Here is a 17,118-nt window from a genome sequence, read left to right on the forward strand (position 1 = left end):
GCTTCCGGGGCCCGCCAGCATGATCAACCGGCCCAGGCCGGGGCGATCCGGGCAAACGCCGGGGCCCTGGCCTGGACAGGGCCGGCAACAAGTCGGACACCACCGACTACCCGTTCTACGTCAACGGCCTCAAGGCAGCCGACAAGGCCGGAGACATCAACGGCGACGGCAACACCGATGTATACGGAATCAGCAAGGACGGCACCCTCAACCGCTTCTACGGAGCTGGAAACGGAGCTCTGACACAAGGCGCCGAGACCGCCGCCATCGGAAACTGGACAGGCACCAACATCACCCGGCGCGGCGACTGGACCGGCGACGGCTACGAAGACCTCATCGCCCTCGAGCACGATGCCACCGCCAACACCAACCGTCTACGGATCCACCCCAACGACGGCTCTGGCTTCGTCTGCACCGACTGCCCCGGCACCGACAACGACGAACGTGAACTCACCGTCTACGACAGCGCCAACAACCACTGGAGCAACGGCGTCAAGCAGATCCTCGCCGTAGGCGACGTCGACGGCCCTCTGGATGTCGATGCCGACGGCACCGCGGACACCCCCGGATACCCCGACCTCGTAGTCAACGACGGCACCTTCGTCTGGCTCTACTACGGCAACACCGACGACCGCCTCGACAGCGACCGCGATCCGGTCCTCTTGGGCGGCCCCGACGACCCCCTCGCCAATGGAGACTCAAAGATCAACGAGATCACCCTGGCTGCCCCCGGTGACTGGAACAACGACGGCCGAGCCGACCTCGTCGTCCGCTACGACCGCCCTGACGTCGGAGGACTCTGGGTCTTCCACGGCGGGCAAGACGACAACGGCTATGACATCGGCGTCACCAACCGCACGGAAATCGGCTTCAACTGGAGCACGAGCACTGTGCCCACGCTCACCGCAGCACCCGACGCCGACAACGACGGCAAACTCGACCTGTGGGCAACTACACCAAACTCCGGCCGAGTCCGTGCTTTTCGTGGCATAACCGCTAGCGGCACACAACAGGTCACCGTGGCATCCGAAGCCTTCACCGGCTACCAGACCATCAGTTAGCCGACATAGGACCAGCACCATCAGCGGGATGGCAGGGCCTTCCCCGCACCTTCACAGGTGAGGAAGGCCCTGTCTGGCGCTGGTGTGGCAGCGAAAGAGGCGTCGGGCGCCGAGCAGCCCCAGGTATGTTGGTGGGTTCGGACTTGAGGTCGACTACGTCCGCACCACTCACCCTGAGAGCCTCACCCTCGGCCCTGTGCGGGCCTGGCAAGTCGCCGTCTACGCGGTGCTGTTCCTGCTCAAGGCCGTGAGCACGTGGTCCAACTCGTTCGGCATCACCGAGACCAGAACGGCGCCTTCGGAGGAGGTGCACTCGATGATCCTGGAGCCTGGGTTCACCTTCCAAGCCGCTTCGCGCAGCGAAGGGGAACGTACGCCGACCTGGCGCAACCGTGCCGGAAGCGACACTGCCGCGCCGCCCCTGCCGCGGTTCTCCCAGGCCGTCGAGGTGGGACCGATCACCATCCGGCCGCGAAACCACCGGCCTTCGAACGCGGGGTGCCGGAGCAGACGGGAACCTTGATCACATCGTCCCGAGCAGCAGCCTCCTCACGTTGCCTGACCTTCCTCCAGAACAACCGGCCTATCAGTCCGGCCACGATCAGCATCGCCGCGAATTCGATCACCGTTGCATTCAAGCAGCCCGAAACGCGAGCGCACCAGACCCGGACGCGGCGCCCGCGCAGGGTGCCGCGTCCGCGCTGCATCTCATGCGCGAGCTGGTTCTCAGCGCACCGCAGCACTTCGGTCGGCTCGAAGAGCACGGGGGATCGGGCTCCTGATGTCGCGCCGTCTTCTTTGCCGTTCGCGCACAAGCGAGTGGTCTACGTCACCAGCCGCACCCACATCTCCCCGCACGTGATCGATCCGCAACCGATTCCCATCTTGACTGAGACCCATCAACGGCATGCGTGATTACGCTCGCGCTCATGGAAGACTCCGCACCGCGCCCGGCCCGCCAGGCGATCACTGCCGCGAACCCGGCCGACCGTCCCGTCTACGTCATCGGCGGCGGTCCCGGCGGACTGGCCACCGCGTACGCGCTGCGTGCCCAGGGCATACGGGCCGTCGTCGTGGAGAAGGCCGACGGGGTGGGCGCGTCCTGGCGGCGCCACTACGACCGGCTGCATCTGCACACCACCCGGCGTCTGTCGGCCCTGCCCGGGCTGGCGATACCGCGGCGTTTCGGGCGGTGGGTGGCCCGCGACGACCTGGTGCGCTACCTCGAGAAGTACGCCGAGTTCCATGAGCTGGAGATCGTCACCGGCGTCGAGGTCTCCCGCGTCGAGCGGACCCCCGACGGCAACGGCTGGCTGCTGCGCGCCACTGGCGGGCGTGAGCTCGTCGGGTCGGCGGTCGTCGTCGCGACCGGCTACAACCACACCCCGCGTCTGCCCCGGTGGCCCGGCCGTGAGGACTTCACGGGCGACCTGACGCACGCCGCCGACTACCGCAGCGGCAAGGAGTACGCCGGACGGGACGTCCTCGTCGTCGGCGTGGGCAACACCGGCGCGGAGATCGCCGTCGACCTGGTGGAGAACGGCGCGGGGCGGGTGCGGCTGGCGGTGCGCACGGTCCCGCACATCGTGCGCCGTTCGACCGCCGGCTGGGCCGCCCAGTACAGCGGCATCATGATCCGCCGGCTCCCGGTCGGCCTCGTCGACCGGATCTCCCGGGTGATGGCGAAGGCGAGCGTCCCCGACCTGTCCGCGCACGGACTGCCGCGCCCCGACACCGGCCTCTACACCCGGGCCCGGCAGGGCGCGATCCCAGTGCAGGACGTCGGTCTGATCGACGCCGTGCGCAGGGGCCGGGTGGAGATCGTCGCCGCCGTGGAGAGCTTCGGGGACGGCGGCGAGGTCGTCCTCGCCGACGGCTCCCGGATCTCCCCGGACGCCGTCGTCGCGGCCACCGGATACGTCCGCGCACTGGAGGGCCTGGTCGGCCACCTCGGCGTGCTCGACGACGAGGGCAGACCCGTGGCGCACGGCCCCCGAACCCCGAAGGACGCCCCCGGGCTGTACTTCACCGGCTACACCACCCCCATCAGCGGGACGCTCCGCGAGCTGGCGATGGACGCGGAGAAGATCGCCAAGGCGGTGCGCCGCCGGAGCCGGTGACTCCGCGCAATCGCTGCAACCGCCGGCGTAACCGCCGGTAACTCCCTTGAATCACCTGCTCGTTACACCTGTGCAAGATGTGGCGAGAACGTTGTCGCGCGCCCTCTCGCGGAGCCAGAATGTGAGACCTGTTCATCTTTCAGGTTCCACCCTCTTCCAGCCTCTCTCGCTCCCCAAGCTCGTCGGAGGACGCACGTGGCAAGTGAAAGCCAGCCGACCGCCAGAATGTCCCGCCGCTCCCTGCTCGGCCGCACCGCCGCCGTAGCCGCGGGCGCGACCGCCCTCACCGCGACCACCGGCGGCCCGGCCGCGGCCGCCACCACGGCCACCACGGCGACCGCGGCCACCCGGGACGTCGACGTCGCGATCGTCGGCGCCGGACTGGCCGGTCTCACCGCGGCCCGCGACCTGGTGGCCGCCGGCCGCACGGTCGTCGTCCTGGAGGCCCGCGACCGCGTGGGCGGCCGGGTGGTCAACCTGCCCCTGGCGAACGGCGGGGTGACCGAGGGCGGCGGCGAGTTCATCGGCCCGACCCAGGACCGCGTCAAGGCGCTCGCCGACTCCCTGGGCGTGGCCACCTTCCCCACCTACAACACCGGCAAGAACCTGCTCTACAAGGACGGCAAGAAGACCCCGTACGCCACGGACGGCCCGCTCGGCTCGGTCCCGCCGGTCGACGTCGCGGGCCTCGCCAACGCGGCGATCGTGCAGGCCTCGCTGGACGACATGGCCAAGACCGTCCCGGTCGACGCGCCCTGGACCGCGGCCAAGGCCGAGGAGTGGGACCGGCAGACCTTCGAGAGCTGGCTGCGCGCCAACGCCGTCGTGCCGTCCGCCAAGTTCCTGCTGGACGTGGCCTGCACGTCGATCTTCTCGGCCGAGCCCCGTGAACTCTCGCTGCTCTTCGTGCTGTTCTACATCGCCGCCGCCGGCAACGAGTCGACCCCCGGCACCCTCGAGCGCCTCACCGAGACCGCGAACGGCGCCCAGGAACTGCGCTTCGTCGGCGGCTCCCAGCTCGTGCCGGTCAAGCTCGCGGCGACGCTCGGCGACCGGGTGGTGCTGAACGCGCCGGTACGCACGATCAGCCGGTCCGGCGGGAACGGCAAGTACGTCGTCACGGCCGACGGCCTCACCGTCACCGCCAAGCGGGTCGTCGTCGCCGTGCCGCCGCCGCTCGCCGCGCGCATCACGTACGACCCGCTGCTGCCCGCCGACCGCGACCAGCTCACCCAGCGCCTCCCGATGGCCTCGGTGGGCAAGGCCATCGCGATCTACGACACCCCCTTCTGGCGGGCCGACGGCCTCAACGGCCAGGTGGTCAGCGACACCGGCGTGATCAGCTCGACCTTCGACAACTCCCCGCCGGACGCCTCGTACGGCGCGCTGATGGGCTTCATCGAGGCCGACGAGGCCCGCAAGCTGGACGCGGCGAGCGAGGCCGAGGTGAAGGCCGCGGTTCTGAAGGACTACGTGACGTACTTCGGCGCGAAAGCGGCCTCCCCCACGTCGTTCGTCCTGCAACGCTGGAACAACGAGGCGTACACACGCGGTGGTCCCGTCTCCATCGGCGCGCCCGGGGTGCTGACCCAGTACGGTCCGGCCCTGCGCCGGCCCGTCGGCGGCATCCACTGGGCCGGCACGGAGACCTCCGTCCACTGGATGGGCTTCATGGACGGAGCGGTGCGGTCGGGCGAGCGGGTGGCCAAGGAAGTGCTGGCCGTGCTGTAGGGGTGCCGTCGTGGCCACGCGGTACGGGGAGTGGCCACGGCACTGCACGACACGACGGAGGCGGCCCGGTCCGATCCCGGTCCGATCCCGGTCCGGCCGTCTCCGGCCGTCTCCGTTCGTTCCGGTGCGGACGACTGTGTGAACGACTGTTCCGGCAACAGTTCCGGCGACTGCTGCGGCAACGGTTCCCGCGACAGTTTCGGCAACAGTTCCGGCGCCTGTTTCGGCGACTGTGTGCACGACCGTTCCTGACGGTCCGTCAGGTATGTAACCTGACAGAGCGTCAGTTACTCGACAGTCACCCATGGCAGTCACACAGGAGCGGGCGGACCGATGCTTGGATCAACCCACGGCACCCTCACCACCGACTCCCGCCGGGCCCGGGTCCTCGCGTGCGGCGAGCAACCCGGACCGGCCGTCCACGGCCGGCCGGCCCAGCCGGACGACCTCGACGTCAGCGGCCGTCCGCTCTACGCGGACGTCCCCGACCTGGACCGGTTCTTCCGGCCGGAGTCGGTCGCGGTCGTCGGCGCCTCGGACGCCGAAGGCCGCCCGAACACCGGTGTCACCCGGCAACTGGTCGACTGGGCCGAGCGGGTGGGGGCGCGGCTGCATCCCGTGCACCCCACCCGTGCGACCGTCTTCGGCATCCCCTGCGTGCCCTCCGTCGCCGAGCTGCCCGAACAGGTCGACCTGGCCGTCCTGCTGGTCGCCGACCCGGTGCCGGTGATCGAGCAACTCGCCGGGACGAAGGTGAGGTTCGCCGTCGTCTTCGCCTCCGGCTTCGCGGAGACGGGCGAGGCGGGGGCCGCCGAGCAGGAGCGTCTGGCGGCGGCCGTGGAACGCTCGGGGGTCCGGCTCCTCGGCCCGAACACCAACCTCAACGCCTTCGAGCGGTTCCGCGACGATCTCACCGGGCCGTCGATCGCGCTCATCACCCAGTCCGGCCACCAGGGCCGCCCGGTCTTCGCGCTGCAGGAGCTCGGCGTCCGCCTCTCCCACTGGGCGCCGACCGGCAACGAGGCCGACCTGGAGACCGCGGACTTCCTGTCCTACTTCGCCGAACGCCCCGAGGTCGGCGCGATCGCCTGCTACGTGGAGGGCCTGAAGGACGGCCGCGCCTTCCTCCTCGCCGCCGACCGCGCGGCCCGGCGCGGGGTGCCGGTCGTCGCGGTCAAGGTGGGCCGCACCGAGTCCGGCGCCCGCACCGCCGCCACCCACACCGGCAAGCTGACCGGCGCGGACGAGGTCGTCGACGCGGCGATGCGGCAGTTCGGCGTGATCCGCGTCGACGGCCTGGACGAACTGCAGGACACGGCGGCCCTGTTGGCGCGCGCCCGGCCGCCGCGGGCGTCCGGCGTGGTGATCTACTCCATCTCGGGCGGCACCGGCGCCCACGCCGCCGACCTGGCCACCGCGGCCGGCCTCGAACTGCCGGCCCTGTCGGCCGCGAAGCAGGCCGAGCTGCACCAGTGGATCCCCGAGTACCTGAACGTCGCCAACCCGGTCGACAACGGCGGCCATCCGGTCGGTGACGCCCGTGGCCGGAAGATCATCGACGCGATCCTCGCCGACCCCGGGGTGGGCGTCCTGATCTGTCCGATCACCGGCCCGTTCCCGCCGCTGAGCGACCGTCTCGTACGCGACCTGGTGGACGCGGCCGAGCAGACCGACAAGCTGGTGTGCGTGGTCTGGGGGTCCCCGGTGGGCACCGAACCGGCCTACCGCGACGTGCTGTTGGGCTCCTCCCGGGTGGCGACCTTCCGCACCCTCGCCAACTGCGTCACGGCGGTCCGCGCCCATCTGCGGCACCACCGCTTCGTCAGCGACTACCGCTCGCCCTTCGACGAGGCCCCGCGCACCCTGTCCCCGTCCTACCGCAAGGCGCAGCTGCTGATGCGGCCCGGGCAGCAGCTGAGCGAGCACGCGGCGAAGCAGCTGCTGCGCGCGTACGGCATCCGCGTCCCGCGCGAGCAGCTGGTGACCAGCGCGGCGGCGGCGGTGCGGGCAGCGGGTCTGGTCGGCTACCCGGTGGTGATGAAGGCGTCCGGCGCGCAGATCGCCCACAAGACGGAGCTGGGCCTGGTGAAGATCGGCCTGACCTCGGCGAGCCAGGTCCGCGACGCCTACCGCGAGCTGACCGACATCGCCCGCTACGAGGGCGTCGCGCTGGACGGCGTCCTGGTGTGCCAGATGGTCGAGCGGGGCGTGGAGACGGTGGTCGGCGTGACCCACGACGAGCTGTTCGGGCCGACGGTGACGGTCGGCCTGGGCGGGGTGCTGGTGGAGGTCCTGCGGGACGCCGCCGTGCGGGTGCCGCCGTTCGGCGAGGACCAGGCCCGCGCGATGCTCGACGACCTGCGCGGACGGGCCCTGCTGGACGGCGTCCGCGGCCGTCCCCCGGCGGATGTGGACGCGCTGGTCGAGGTCGTGCTGCGGGTCCAGCGCATGGCCCTGGAGCTGGGCGGCGACCTCGCGGAGCTCGACATCAACCCGCTGGTGGTGCTGCCGTGCGGGCAGGGCGCGGTGGCGCTGGACGCGCTGGCGGTATGCCGGTGAGATCCGCAGCGCGGCCGATGCCGGGCGGTGGACGAGACGAGGGGCGGGGCCGTCCCCGATAGCCCTGGCCCACCCCTGCCGAAACGGAGGACACGCATGCCCGCCCCCTCGATCCTTACCACGACGGACGACCACGTCACCCGCCTCACCCTCAACCGCCCCGAGGCGCTCAACGCCCTCACCCCCGACCAGCGCGACCACCTGATCGCCCTCCTCGCGGAAGCGTCCGCCGACCCACAGGTGCGGGCGGTCGTCCTCACCGGCACCGGCCGCGGCTTCTGCGCGGGCGCGGACCTGCGGGGCGGGACGGCGGCGGCAACGGCGACGGCTGCGACGGCTGCGACGGCACCGGCGGCGACGACGGCGGGCGAGCGGATCGCCGGGGACGTGGCCCGCACCCTCCGAGTCGGCGCCCAACGCCTGATCGCCGCCGTCCTCGACTGCGAGAAGCCGGTCGTCGCCGCCGTGAACGGCACGGCGGCCGGCCTCGGCGCGCACCTCGCGCTCGCCTGCGATCTGGTGCTGGCGGCCGAGTCGGCCCGCTTCATCGAGGTGTTCGTCCGCCGCGGCCTGGTCCCCGACGGCGGCGGCGCGTATCTGCTCCCCCGCCTGGTGGGCCCCCAGCGCGCCAAGGAGCTGATGTTCTTCGGCGACACGCTGGGCGCGGCCGACGCGGCCCGCCTCGGCCTGGTCAACCGGGTCGTCCCGGACGGCGACCTGGACAAGACGGCCCGCGAGTGGGCGGCCCGGCTGGCGGCCGGCCCGACCCGCGCCCTGGCCCTCACCAAGCAGCTCGTCAACGCCTCCCTCGACGCCGACCGCACGACCGCCTTCGCCGCCGAGGCCGCCGCCCAGGAGATCAACATGACGACGGCGGACGCCCAGGAGGGCGTGCGGAGCTTCACGGAACGCCGCGCGGCGGCCTTCCGGGGCCGCTGACGCCACTGACCGCAGGGGGAGGAGAGACCGGGCACCGGGGACCCGCACACCCCTTCCTATCTGACGATCCGTCAGCTTCAATGGGGATGTGATGGGACATGCGGGAATGGCGGCCGCGGCCGTGCGGTATCTGCGGGCGGAGGGCCGACCGGTCGAGCCCCTGCCGCGCCCCGAGCTGCGCTGCGTCCGGGAGGACGAGCGGGCGCCGGTGGACGCGGGCGAGTTCCGCCGGGTGCTCGGGAGCTTCGCCTCGGGAGTGACGGTCGTGACCGCGCCCGCCGCCGACGGCGCCGACGCGGACGGCGCTCCCGCCGGCTTCGCCTGCCAGTCGTTCTCCTCGCTCTCCCTCGACCCGCCCCTGGTCGTCTTCATGGTCGGCCGGACGTCCACGACCTGGCCGCGGATCGCCCGCGCGGGCGTCTTCTGCGTCAACGTCCTCGGCGCGGGCCAGCAGGCGCTGTGCCGGGCCTTCGCGGCGAGCGGCACCGACAAGTTCGCCGGCGTCGACCACGACCCGGCGCCGGTCTCCGGCGCCCCGCGCCTCGCCGGCGCCCTCGCGTGGATCGACTGCACGATCCACGCGGTCCACACGGGCGGCGACCACCTCATCGTCGTCGGCCGGGTGAACGCCCTGGGCACGGACGGCGGCGGAGACGGCAACGCAGACGGCGACGGGGACGAGCCGCCGCCCCTGCTGTTCCACCGGGGCCGGTTCCTGTCGGATTGACGCGACGGACGGCCGCTCAGCGCACGTACTCGACGACCTGCATCATGCCCTCGTCGCCGTGCTGGAGCTGATGGCAGTGCAGCATCGAGCGTCCGGTGAAGTCCTCGGCGCGCAGCCGGAAGGTGATCGAACCGTTCGGCGGGACGGCGACGGTGTCGTGCCAGACCGGTGTGGCCAACTTCCGGTTGTCGACGGCGGTGAGGAGGAAGTGGTTGGTGTGCAGGTGGAAGGGGTGATGGCTGTGGGCGTGGGAGTCGTTGACGATCGTCCACTCCTCGACCTCGCCCAGCCGGACGCGCTGGTTGACGTAGTCGGCGGAGAGGCGGCCCCAGGCGAGGTCGCCGAGGCCGGCCCGGGGGTCGGCGGGCGGCGTCTCACCGTCGCCGAGGATCTGGTAGGCGTTCGGGAAGGCGCCTGAGAAGACGTTCTCGCTGCTGCGGAAGATCAGCCTCCGGGTGCGGGTCGGCTCGGGCAGTCCGGTGGGCCGGCCGGGCAGGGCGGCGGGCAGCGCCATCTCGCGGGCGGCACCGGTGACGACGAGCGTCAGCAGGTGCCGGGAGGGCCCCCCGCCGGTCAGCGTGTAGGTGCCGGGCCTGCCGCCGCGGACCAGCAGGTCCACCCGTCCGCCCATGGGCAGCGTCACGCCGGTGGTGGCGACGGGTTTCATGAAGGTGATGCCGTCACAGGCGATCTGGTGCATCTCCAGGCCGCTCAGGCTCAGGAAGTGAGCGCTGAGGGCTCCGGCGTTGACGACCCGCCAGCGCTGGATCTCCCCCGGGGCGATGGTCAGGACGGGGTTCTTCGCCCCGTTGACCAGGAACGTCGAGGTGATGCCGTCCCAGATGCCGTGCGAGGTCAGGTCCGGCACCCGCTCGCCGGACAGCTTGAGCTCGCTGACGCACAGGACGACCTCCCGGGCCGCCGCGATCTCCGGCACCTCGTCGACGTCGCCCTCGACGACGAGCACGCCCGCCATGCCGTTCAGCACCTGGGTGGAGGTGGACCCGTGGTGGTGGGGGTGGTACCAGAAGGTTCCGGCGGGATGCCCCTCGGGGATGTCGACGGTGCTGCGGTACGTGGTCGTCTCCCCCGGCGCGCCGGCGGGCTCGAAGGCGCGGAAGACGTTGTCCGACTCGCCCTCGGGATCGACGTGCAGCCCGTGCGTGTGCAGGTTGAAGGTGTTGAAGTGGTGCGGGACGTTGACGTCCTCATGATGCGTCGTCGCCGTGTCCGGCGGCAGCGCGTTGACCTGCGTGATCTCCAGGGTCTCCCCCGGCCGCACCCGCAGCGTCGGCCCCGGGACCGACCCCTCGTAGGTGCGGGTGAGCACACGGCCCACACCGGGCACCGCCAACTCGGTGAACGCGACGGTCAACCGGGTGACCAGCCGCCCCGTGTCCGGATCCGCCCGCCGCGTCTCCGCCTGCGGAAACCCGGCATCGCGCGCAGGCGCAGCCACCGCCCCGGTCACGGCCGCCCCGTTCCCGGTCCCCCCGGCCACGGCCTCCCCACTCCCGACCGCCCCGCTCACGGCCGCGCCGGCCACGACCGGCAGGCACTTCAGCACGTCACGACGGGCCAACGACGTCATCAATCGCCTCCACGGACAGCGAACGGCGGGACATCTCGGCAGCCCGGCCGCCCGTCACTGAATGTAGTCACACAGTACGCGGAGTAGCCACCCGTGCCAGGTCGTATCGCCCGTGGCGTTCATGGTCCGGCGCGGCCTGCCCGCGACCGCGTCCCGGTCCCAGACTTCAGTCGATGACATGCGGTGATCTGAGGATCGGGCCTGCCGCTTCGGTGAGGGTCGCGGCGTGGGCGGTGTGGCGTGGCGGGCGGGCGGCGCGACGGGTCTCGCCCCACCAGCCGATCGTGGTGAGCGTCAGGGTCAGACCCACTCCGGCGAGTATCGCCGTGGACGGCGCGACCTCCCGGAGCAGCGGGCCCGCCAGCGAGCCCGTCGCCGCGTAACCCGCGCCGGCGGCCGCGTACACGACGGAGTAGCCGGCGGCCAGCAGGTCGGGGTTGTCGACCGTAGTGGGCGGCACCCGATGCCGCCCCGAAAAGTTTTCCGCAGCCTGTGGACAACCTGGACCTGCCGAAACCGCCGGACCAGCAGGAACCGCCAAACCGGTCGGCACCGCCGGGCCGCTAGAACGTCAGTACGGCGCGGGCCACGCGGCCCGCCTCCGCGTCCGCCATCGCCTTCTCGAAGTCCTCGACCGGGTAGGTCCGGGTGACGAGTTCGTCGAGCAGCAGCCGGCCCTCGCCGTACAGACCGGCGTACAGGGCGATGTCCCGCTGCGGGCGCGACGAGCCGTACCGGCAGCCCAGGATCGACTTGTCCAGGTACATCGAGGAGACCAGGAAGGACGCCTCGGCGGTGGCCGGCGGGACCCCCAGGAGCACTGCCTGGCCGTGCCGGTCGAGCAGGTCGATCGCCTGCCGGATCAGCTCGACCCGGCCCACGCACTCGAAGACGTGGTCCGCGCCCGTCGGCAGCACCTCGCGCACCGCGTCCGTCGAAGTGAGGAAGTCGGTCGCGCCGAACTGCCGGGCCATCGCCCCCTTCGCCGGGTTCGCGTCCACCGCGACGATCCGCGACGCGCCCGCGATCCGCGCCCCCTGCACCACGTTCAGCCCGATCCCGCCGGTCCCGATGACGACGACGCTCTCGCCGTACCCGACCCGCGCGCGGTTGAGCACCGCCCCGACGCCGGTCAGCACCCCGCACCCGATCAGCGCGGCCGACGTCAGCGGGATGTCCCGGGGATCCGGACCGCCTGCACGGCCTTCACCACCGTCCGCTCGGCGAAGGCGGAGTTGGCCGCGAACTGGAACAGGGGCCGCCCCGCGCGCGTGAACGGTCTCCCGGGACGCCCGATGGCCTTCCGGCACATCGTGGGCCTGCCCCGGTCGCACTCCGCGCAGGCTCCGCAGTTGGCGAGCGTGGACAGCGCGACATGATCCCCGGGCTCGACGTGCGTGACCCCCGCGCCGACCGCCGCCACCACCCCCGCGCCCTCGTGCCCGAGGACGACCGGCGCGGGAAAGGGGATCGTCCCGTCGACGACCGACAGGTCGCTGTGGCACAGCCCGGCCGCCGAGACGGCGACGAGCACCTCGCCCGCTCCCGGATCGCGCACCTGAAGGTCGTCGACGACCTCGGCCCGTTTCCCGTCGAACACCACGCCTCGCATCACGCTGCTCCCCTCCGCCTCATCCCTTGGGCTGCCTGGGCAGGCCGAGCACGCGCTCGGCGATGATCGTGCGCTGGATCTGGTCCGAGCCGCCGTAGATCGTGTCGGCCCGGGAAAACAGGAACAGATGCTGCGCGTCGTCGAGTTCGTACGGCGCGGCAGGCGTCCAGTCGGCCGGTCCGATGCTCGCCGCCGCTCCCCGCACCTGCACGGCGACCTCGCCCAGCCGCTGGTGCCAGCCCGCCCACAGCAGCTTGGCCACGCTCGGCGCGCCCTGCCCGCCGTTGCCGCCCAGCGTGCGCAGCGCGTTCCACCGCATGGTCCGCAGCTCCGCCCACAGCCGCACCAGCCGTTCGCGCACGACGGGATCGTCGGCCGCGCCCGTCTCCACGGCGGCGCGCACGACCCGCTCCAACTCCTGGGCGAAGCCGATCTGCTGGGCGAGGGTCGACACCCCGCGCTCGAAGCCGAGCAGGCTCATCGCGACCCGCCAGCCGTCTCCGGGCGCGCCGACGACGTGCTCCGCGCGCGCGTGCGCCCCGTCGAAGAAGACCTCGTTGAAGTCGCTGGTGCCGGTCAGCTGCCGGATCGGCCGCACCTCGATCCCGCCCGGCTGGTCCATAGGCACGAGGAGGAACGTCAGACCGCGGTGCCGCCGTGAGTGCGGGTCGGTGCGCGCGAGGACGAAGCACCAATCGGCCTCGTGGGCGAGGGACGTCCAGATCTTCTGGCCGGTGACGCGGTACGACCGTCCGTCGGGGGCGAGTTCGGCACGCGTGCGGACGCCGGCGAGGTCGGACCCGGCACCGGGCTCGCTGTATCCCTGGCACCACAGTTCGTCGCCGGCGGCGACCGGCGGCAGGAAGCGCGCCTTCTGCTCGTCCGTGCCGTGCGCGAGCAGGGTGGGCGCGAGCAGGTTCTCGCCGATGTGCCCGGAGCGCGGCGGCGCGCCCGACCGGGCGTACTCCTCGGCCCAGGCGACCTGTTGGGTGAGGCTCCCGGTGCGGTTCCCGTACCCGCTCTCCGGCCAGCCGAGCCCGATCCACCCGGCCGCTCCGAGGGCCCGTTCCCAGGACCGCCGGTCGGCGGCCTGCGGCGCGTGTGCGGCCAGCCAGTCGCGTACTTCGACGCGGAAAGAGTCGTCCGCCGAGGTGAAACCGAAATCCATGCTGACCTCCTCGAGAAGGGGCGACCGCGACCGCGTGTACCTCAGGGCGCGAGAATCCGCGCGACCAACCAGGACGCCCCCCGGGCAGACGGGACTTTCGAAACACGCCCTACCGGGCGTTGGGGCGGCTCCCCTGCCGCGCGGCCCGCGCCATCTCCTCCAGCCGCGCCAGCATCGGCATCGGATCGACCCCCACCGAGGCCGGAAGGGACTCCGCGATCCGTTCCGGCGTCCAGGAACCCCCCTCCGCGTAGACGGACCTCAGTTCCCTCGGCTGCGCCCACACCGCGATCTTCGGCCCGGCGACGGTGTACACCTGCCCGGTGATCCCGGCCTCGCGCGCCTTGTCCGACAGCAGGTAGACGACGAACGCGGCCACGTCCTCCGGCTCGCCGATCTCCGACAGCTCCGTCGGCACCCCGGCCGACATGCGCGTACGCGCCACGGGGGCCACCGCGTTGGCGGTCACCCCGTACTTGTGCAGGCCGAGCGCGGCGCTGCGCACCAGGGAGATGATCCCGCCCTTGGCCGCGCTGTAGTTGGCCTGCGAGACGGATCCCTGGTGGTTGCCGCTGGTGAAGCCGATCAGGGTGCCGCCGCGCTGTGCGCGCATCACCTCCGAGGCGGCCCGGAACACGGTGAACGTGCCCTTCAGATGGGTGGCGACGACCGGGTCCCACTCCTCCTCGGACATGTTGAACAGCATCCGCTCGCGGAGGATGCCGGCCACGCACACGACCCCGTCGAGCCGCCCGTACGACTCCACCGCCACGTCGACCAGCCGTCGGCCGCCGGCCATCGTGGAGATGTCGTCGGCGACGGCGACGGCCTCCCCGCCGGCCGCCTCGATCTCCTTGACGACGGCCTCGGCGACCTCGCTCGTGGGCGCGGCCCCGTCCACCGCCACGCCGTAGTCGTTGACGACGACCCGCGCGCCCTGCGCGGCGGCGGCGAGCGCGACCGCCCGCCCGATGCCCCGCCCCGCGCCGGTGACGGCGATGCTCCTGCCGGCCAGGAAGTTCCCCATGCCGAGCCCCCTCCCGCAGTTTCTGACGGACCGTTAGATTTTGGATGTGAGGACCAGATTGACCTGTCGGACAGTCGGGGACAAGCCCCGGGGAGGCACGGAATGACACTGCCGGCCGAGTTCCACGACATCGCGAAGCGCGTCAACAACTGGGGACGCTGGGGGGCGGGCGACGAGATCGGCACGCTGAACCTCGTCACGGACGAGGTGGTCCGCGGGGCGGCTGCCGAGATCCGCTCCGGGCGTCGCGTCCCGCTCGCCCTCCCGCTGCGGGAGGACGGGGTGCAGACCGGTCTGATCCCGGGACGGATCAACCCCCTGCACACCATGGTGCAGATCAACCAGGAGATCTTCGGCCCGGGGACGGTGGCGTGCAGCGACGACGCCGTGACGATGGGCCTGCAGGCGGGCACCCACTGGGACGCCCTGACCCACGTCTCGCACTCGGGCAAGCTCTACAACGGCCGTCCGGCGTCCAGTGTCACCGCGCACGGCGGAGCCGAGTTCAGCGGCATCGACAAGGTGCGGCACGTGGTCTCGCGCGGGGTGCTGCTCGACGTGGCACGCGCGCGTGGCGTCGACCGGCTGGCGGGCGGCCACGCGGTGACGCCGGAGGACCTGGAGGCGGCCGAGGAGCTCGCCGGCACGCGCGTGCGTGCCGGCGACATCGTGCTCGTCCGGACAGGGCAGGTCCAGGTCTGTCTGGCGGGCGACCGGCAGGGGTACGGGTTCCCGTCGCCGGGGTTGTCGGTGCGCACGCCGGAGTGGTTCCACGCGCGCGATGTGGCGGCCGTCGCCAACGACACCCTCACGTTCGAGATCTTCCCGCCGGAGATCGACGATCTGTGGCTGCCCGTACACGCGCTCGATCTCGTGGAGATGGGGATGCTGCAGGGCCAGAACTGGAATCTCGAAGAGTTGTCCACAGCCTGTGGAGAAGTCGGCCGCTATGCGTTCCTGCTGTCGGCGATGCCCGAGCCGTTCGTCGGCGGGACGGGGACGCCGGTGGCTCCGGTGGCGGTTCTCTGACCCGAAAGCGTGAGGGAGCGAGGATCTGGGATGAGGGCGCGCACGGCTTGGCGGCGCGCGCCGGTCGGCGGCGCGCGGCTGCCCGCCCCGAGCACGGCACCGCGCACCGCCATCCGACTCCGGCGTGTCCCCCGCCCTCGGTTACGCCCGAGCGGAGGACCCCCGTCGACTCCTCTCGGCCCTGAGGGAACCGACGCCGAATCACGATCCGCACCCGGCAAGGACCTCCGTCACCGAGGCCCTCGCCGTCCCCTCACGGCGGATCGCTGACCACAAGCGTGATCAAACGGACAACGGACGTCAACACCCGGAAGGGGATTTATTACTTACGCCCCATTCACAATGGGCGCGCACGGAAGCACGGACGGGCGCACCGAACCGGAACCGGCCCGGAGCCGACAGCGCTTCTGCACCCGCGCCCCACGACTGCCGGACTGCCGGGCGCCGCCCGCAACAATCCGCACCCGTGCGCCGTGCGACATGCGCCGCGCACCATGCGGCATGCGCCGCCGTCGCCCCGCCGAACCGACCCCGTCAGGCCGACCCGCCGGACCGCCCCGCCAGGCCGCCCCGTCAGACCGCCCCGTAGGCCAGCCCGCCGTACGCCGGTTGGGGTTCCTTGCGGAGACCGCCCGCGCACTCGGGAACGCCCGCGCACTCGGCCGCGCCGCCACGGTCCACCGCCGACTCGGCCGGGGCCGCACAGCGGTCCAGTTCGCACCAGATGCGCTTGCCCGCACCCTCGACGCTCCAGCCCCAGCGGTCCGCGAGGCCGTCGACGAGGGCCAGGCCGCGCCCGCCGGTCGCCTCGTCGCCCGCGCAGCGGGGCACCGGGGCCCGGTCGCTGGAGTCGGCCACCTCCAGCCGGACGATGGACGGCTCGGCCGCCCCGCCCGGCAGGGAGAGCCGCAGCACGGCCGGACAGCCGGTGTGCACCACGGCGTTGGTGACCAGCTCGGAGACGAGCAGGATCAACGTCTCGGCGAGCGGCTCCTCGTCCCCTATCCCGGACCCGACCAGGCGCGAACGGGCCCACCTGCGGGCGCGCCCCACCTCAGCGGGGTCGGGCCGGATCTCCAGCTGCACTTGAAGCACCTGCACCGCTCACACCATCCGAACCGGCGGACACATGGCCGTACGCCACGCCAGCCACGCTAGCCGCGTGTGCACCATGACGACGGGGGCCACGATCGTAGCCATTTTCTGCATGGCCAGAACAACGGCCAGAGGCAGGGTGACGGAACGTGAATCCCTTACGAGACAGCTTGGTTGACGTACAGTCACCTCAACAAGCGCTTCGGGCATATTCCAGCGCGAAGGAGTACCCGTGCGGCATACTGTGCGACGCTCGTTGCGGGGAGTCGAACAGGCGGGGGTCATACGCCCGTCCGCCCAGCGAGCGGCGGCGCGCACCGCCGGATCCGGCATCACCCCAGGGGCACCGCCGGCATGGCTCATGCTCGGAACCACTCGCATCCCACAGAAGGTACCGGAGCGGCCCGCCGACTCCGGGCCGTGACGGGTCACGCATCGGACACAACCCGATATCAACGC

General features: G+C 72.0%; 13 protein-coding genes and 1 pseudogene. 7 read left to right on the top strand and 7 right to left on the bottom strand.

Features of this window, described 5'->3' with window-relative positions; genetic code table 11:
* The first annotated feature begins 155 nt into the window (after positions 1-155).
* On the top strand, positions 156-1,061 hold the full coding sequence (locus QA802_RS41905; protein WP_503461618.1) for an FG-GAP repeat domain-containing protein: 906 nt from the start codon (positions 156-158) through the stop codon (positions 1,059-1,061).
* Between the two features lie 458 nt (positions 1,062-1,519).
* Here the strand turns inward: QA802_RS41905 and QA802_RS18765 are convergent, their stop codons facing one another.
* Positions 1,520-1,825: a hypothetical protein gene (locus QA802_RS18765; RefSeq protein WP_334524016.1), complete on the bottom strand. Its 306-nt coding sequence runs from the start codon at positions 1,823-1,825 to the stop codon at positions 1,520-1,522.
* 165 nt (positions 1,826-1,990) lie between these two features.
* Between QA802_RS18765 and QA802_RS18770 the strand changes: the two genes are divergently transcribed.
* From QA802_RS18770 to QA802_RS18790, 5 genes are all read left to right on the top strand, one after another.
* A complete protein-coding gene (locus QA802_RS18770; protein ID WP_334524019.1) occupies positions 1,991-3,181 on the top strand; it encodes a flavin-containing monooxygenase in 1,191 nt (396 codons plus the stop codon).
* Positions 3,182-3,406: 225 nt separating this feature from the next.
* On the top strand, positions 3,407-4,912 hold the full coding sequence (locus tag QA802_RS18775; RefSeq protein ID WP_334534738.1) for a flavin monoamine oxidase family protein: 1,506 nt from the start codon (positions 3,407-3,409) through the stop codon (positions 4,910-4,912).
* A gap of 333 nt (positions 4,913-5,245) precedes the next feature.
* Positions 5,246-7,471: an acetate--CoA ligase family protein gene (locus tag QA802_RS18780; RefSeq protein ID WP_334524022.1), complete on the top strand. Its 2,226-nt coding sequence runs from the start codon at positions 5,246-5,248 to the stop codon at positions 7,469-7,471.
* Positions 7,472-7,567: 96 nt separating this feature from the next.
* Complete coding sequence (locus QA802_RS18785; protein WP_334524025.1) at positions 7,568-8,410, top strand: enoyl-CoA hydratase/isomerase family protein; 843 nt, start codon at positions 7,568-7,570, stop codon at positions 8,408-8,410.
* A 91-nt stretch (positions 8,411-8,501) separates the two neighbouring features.
* Positions 8,502-9,137 carry a flavin reductase family protein gene (locus tag QA802_RS18790; RefSeq protein WP_334524028.1) on the top strand — a complete coding sequence of 212 codons (636 nt, stop codon included), beginning with the start codon at positions 8,502-8,504 and terminating at the stop codon, positions 9,135-9,137.
* A 16-nt stretch (positions 9,138-9,153) separates the two neighbouring features.
* On the opposite strand, the gene QA802_RS18795 is transcribed toward QA802_RS18790, so the two are convergent.
* The 5 genes and pseudogenes from QA802_RS18795 to QA802_RS18815 form a co-directional block, all read right to left on the bottom strand.
* Positions 9,154-10,728: a multicopper oxidase family protein gene (locus QA802_RS18795; protein ID WP_334524031.1), complete on the bottom strand. Its 1,575-nt coding sequence runs from the start codon at positions 10,726-10,728 to the stop codon at positions 9,154-9,156.
* Between the two features lie 166 nt (positions 10,729-10,894).
* A complete protein-coding gene (locus QA802_RS18800; protein ID WP_334524034.1) occupies positions 10,895-11,188 on the bottom strand; it encodes a hypothetical protein in 294 nt (97 codons plus the stop codon).
* 103 nt (positions 11,189-11,291) lie between these two features.
* Positions 11,292-12,340: pseudogene (locus QA802_RS18805) on the bottom strand (Zn-dependent alcohol dehydrogenase).
* Positions 12,341-12,359: 19 nt separating this feature from the next.
* Positions 12,360-13,508, bottom strand: coding sequence for an acyl-CoA dehydrogenase family protein (locus QA802_RS18810; protein WP_334524037.1), 1,149 nt, complete (start codon positions 13,506-13,508; stop codon positions 12,360-12,362).
* 109 nt (positions 13,509-13,617) lie between these two features.
* Positions 13,618-14,535, bottom strand: coding sequence for an SDR family oxidoreductase (locus tag QA802_RS18815; protein WP_334524039.1), 918 nt, complete (start codon positions 14,533-14,535; stop codon positions 13,618-13,620).
* A 102-nt stretch (positions 14,536-14,637) separates the two neighbouring features.
* Here QA802_RS18815 and QA802_RS18820 point away from each other — a divergent pair, with 102 nt between their 5' ends.
* The gene (locus tag QA802_RS18820; protein WP_334524040.1) at positions 14,638-15,564 is read left to right on the top strand and encodes a cyclase family protein; all 927 of its coding nucleotides are present in this window, start codon (positions 14,638-14,640) and stop codon (positions 15,562-15,564) included.
* 573 nt (positions 15,565-16,137) lie between these two features.
* Here QA802_RS18820 and QA802_RS18825 read toward each other — a convergent pair.
* The gene (locus QA802_RS18825; protein WP_334534740.1) at positions 16,138-16,650 is read right to left on the bottom strand and encodes an ATP-binding protein; all 513 of its coding nucleotides are present in this window, start codon (positions 16,648-16,650) and stop codon (positions 16,138-16,140) included.
* Between the last annotated feature and the right edge of the window lie 468 nt (positions 16,651-17,118).

The organism is Streptomyces sp. B21-105, assembly GCF_036898465.1.
Taxonomy (GTDB): domain Bacteria; phylum Actinomycetota; class Actinomycetes; order Streptomycetales; family Streptomycetaceae; genus Streptomyces.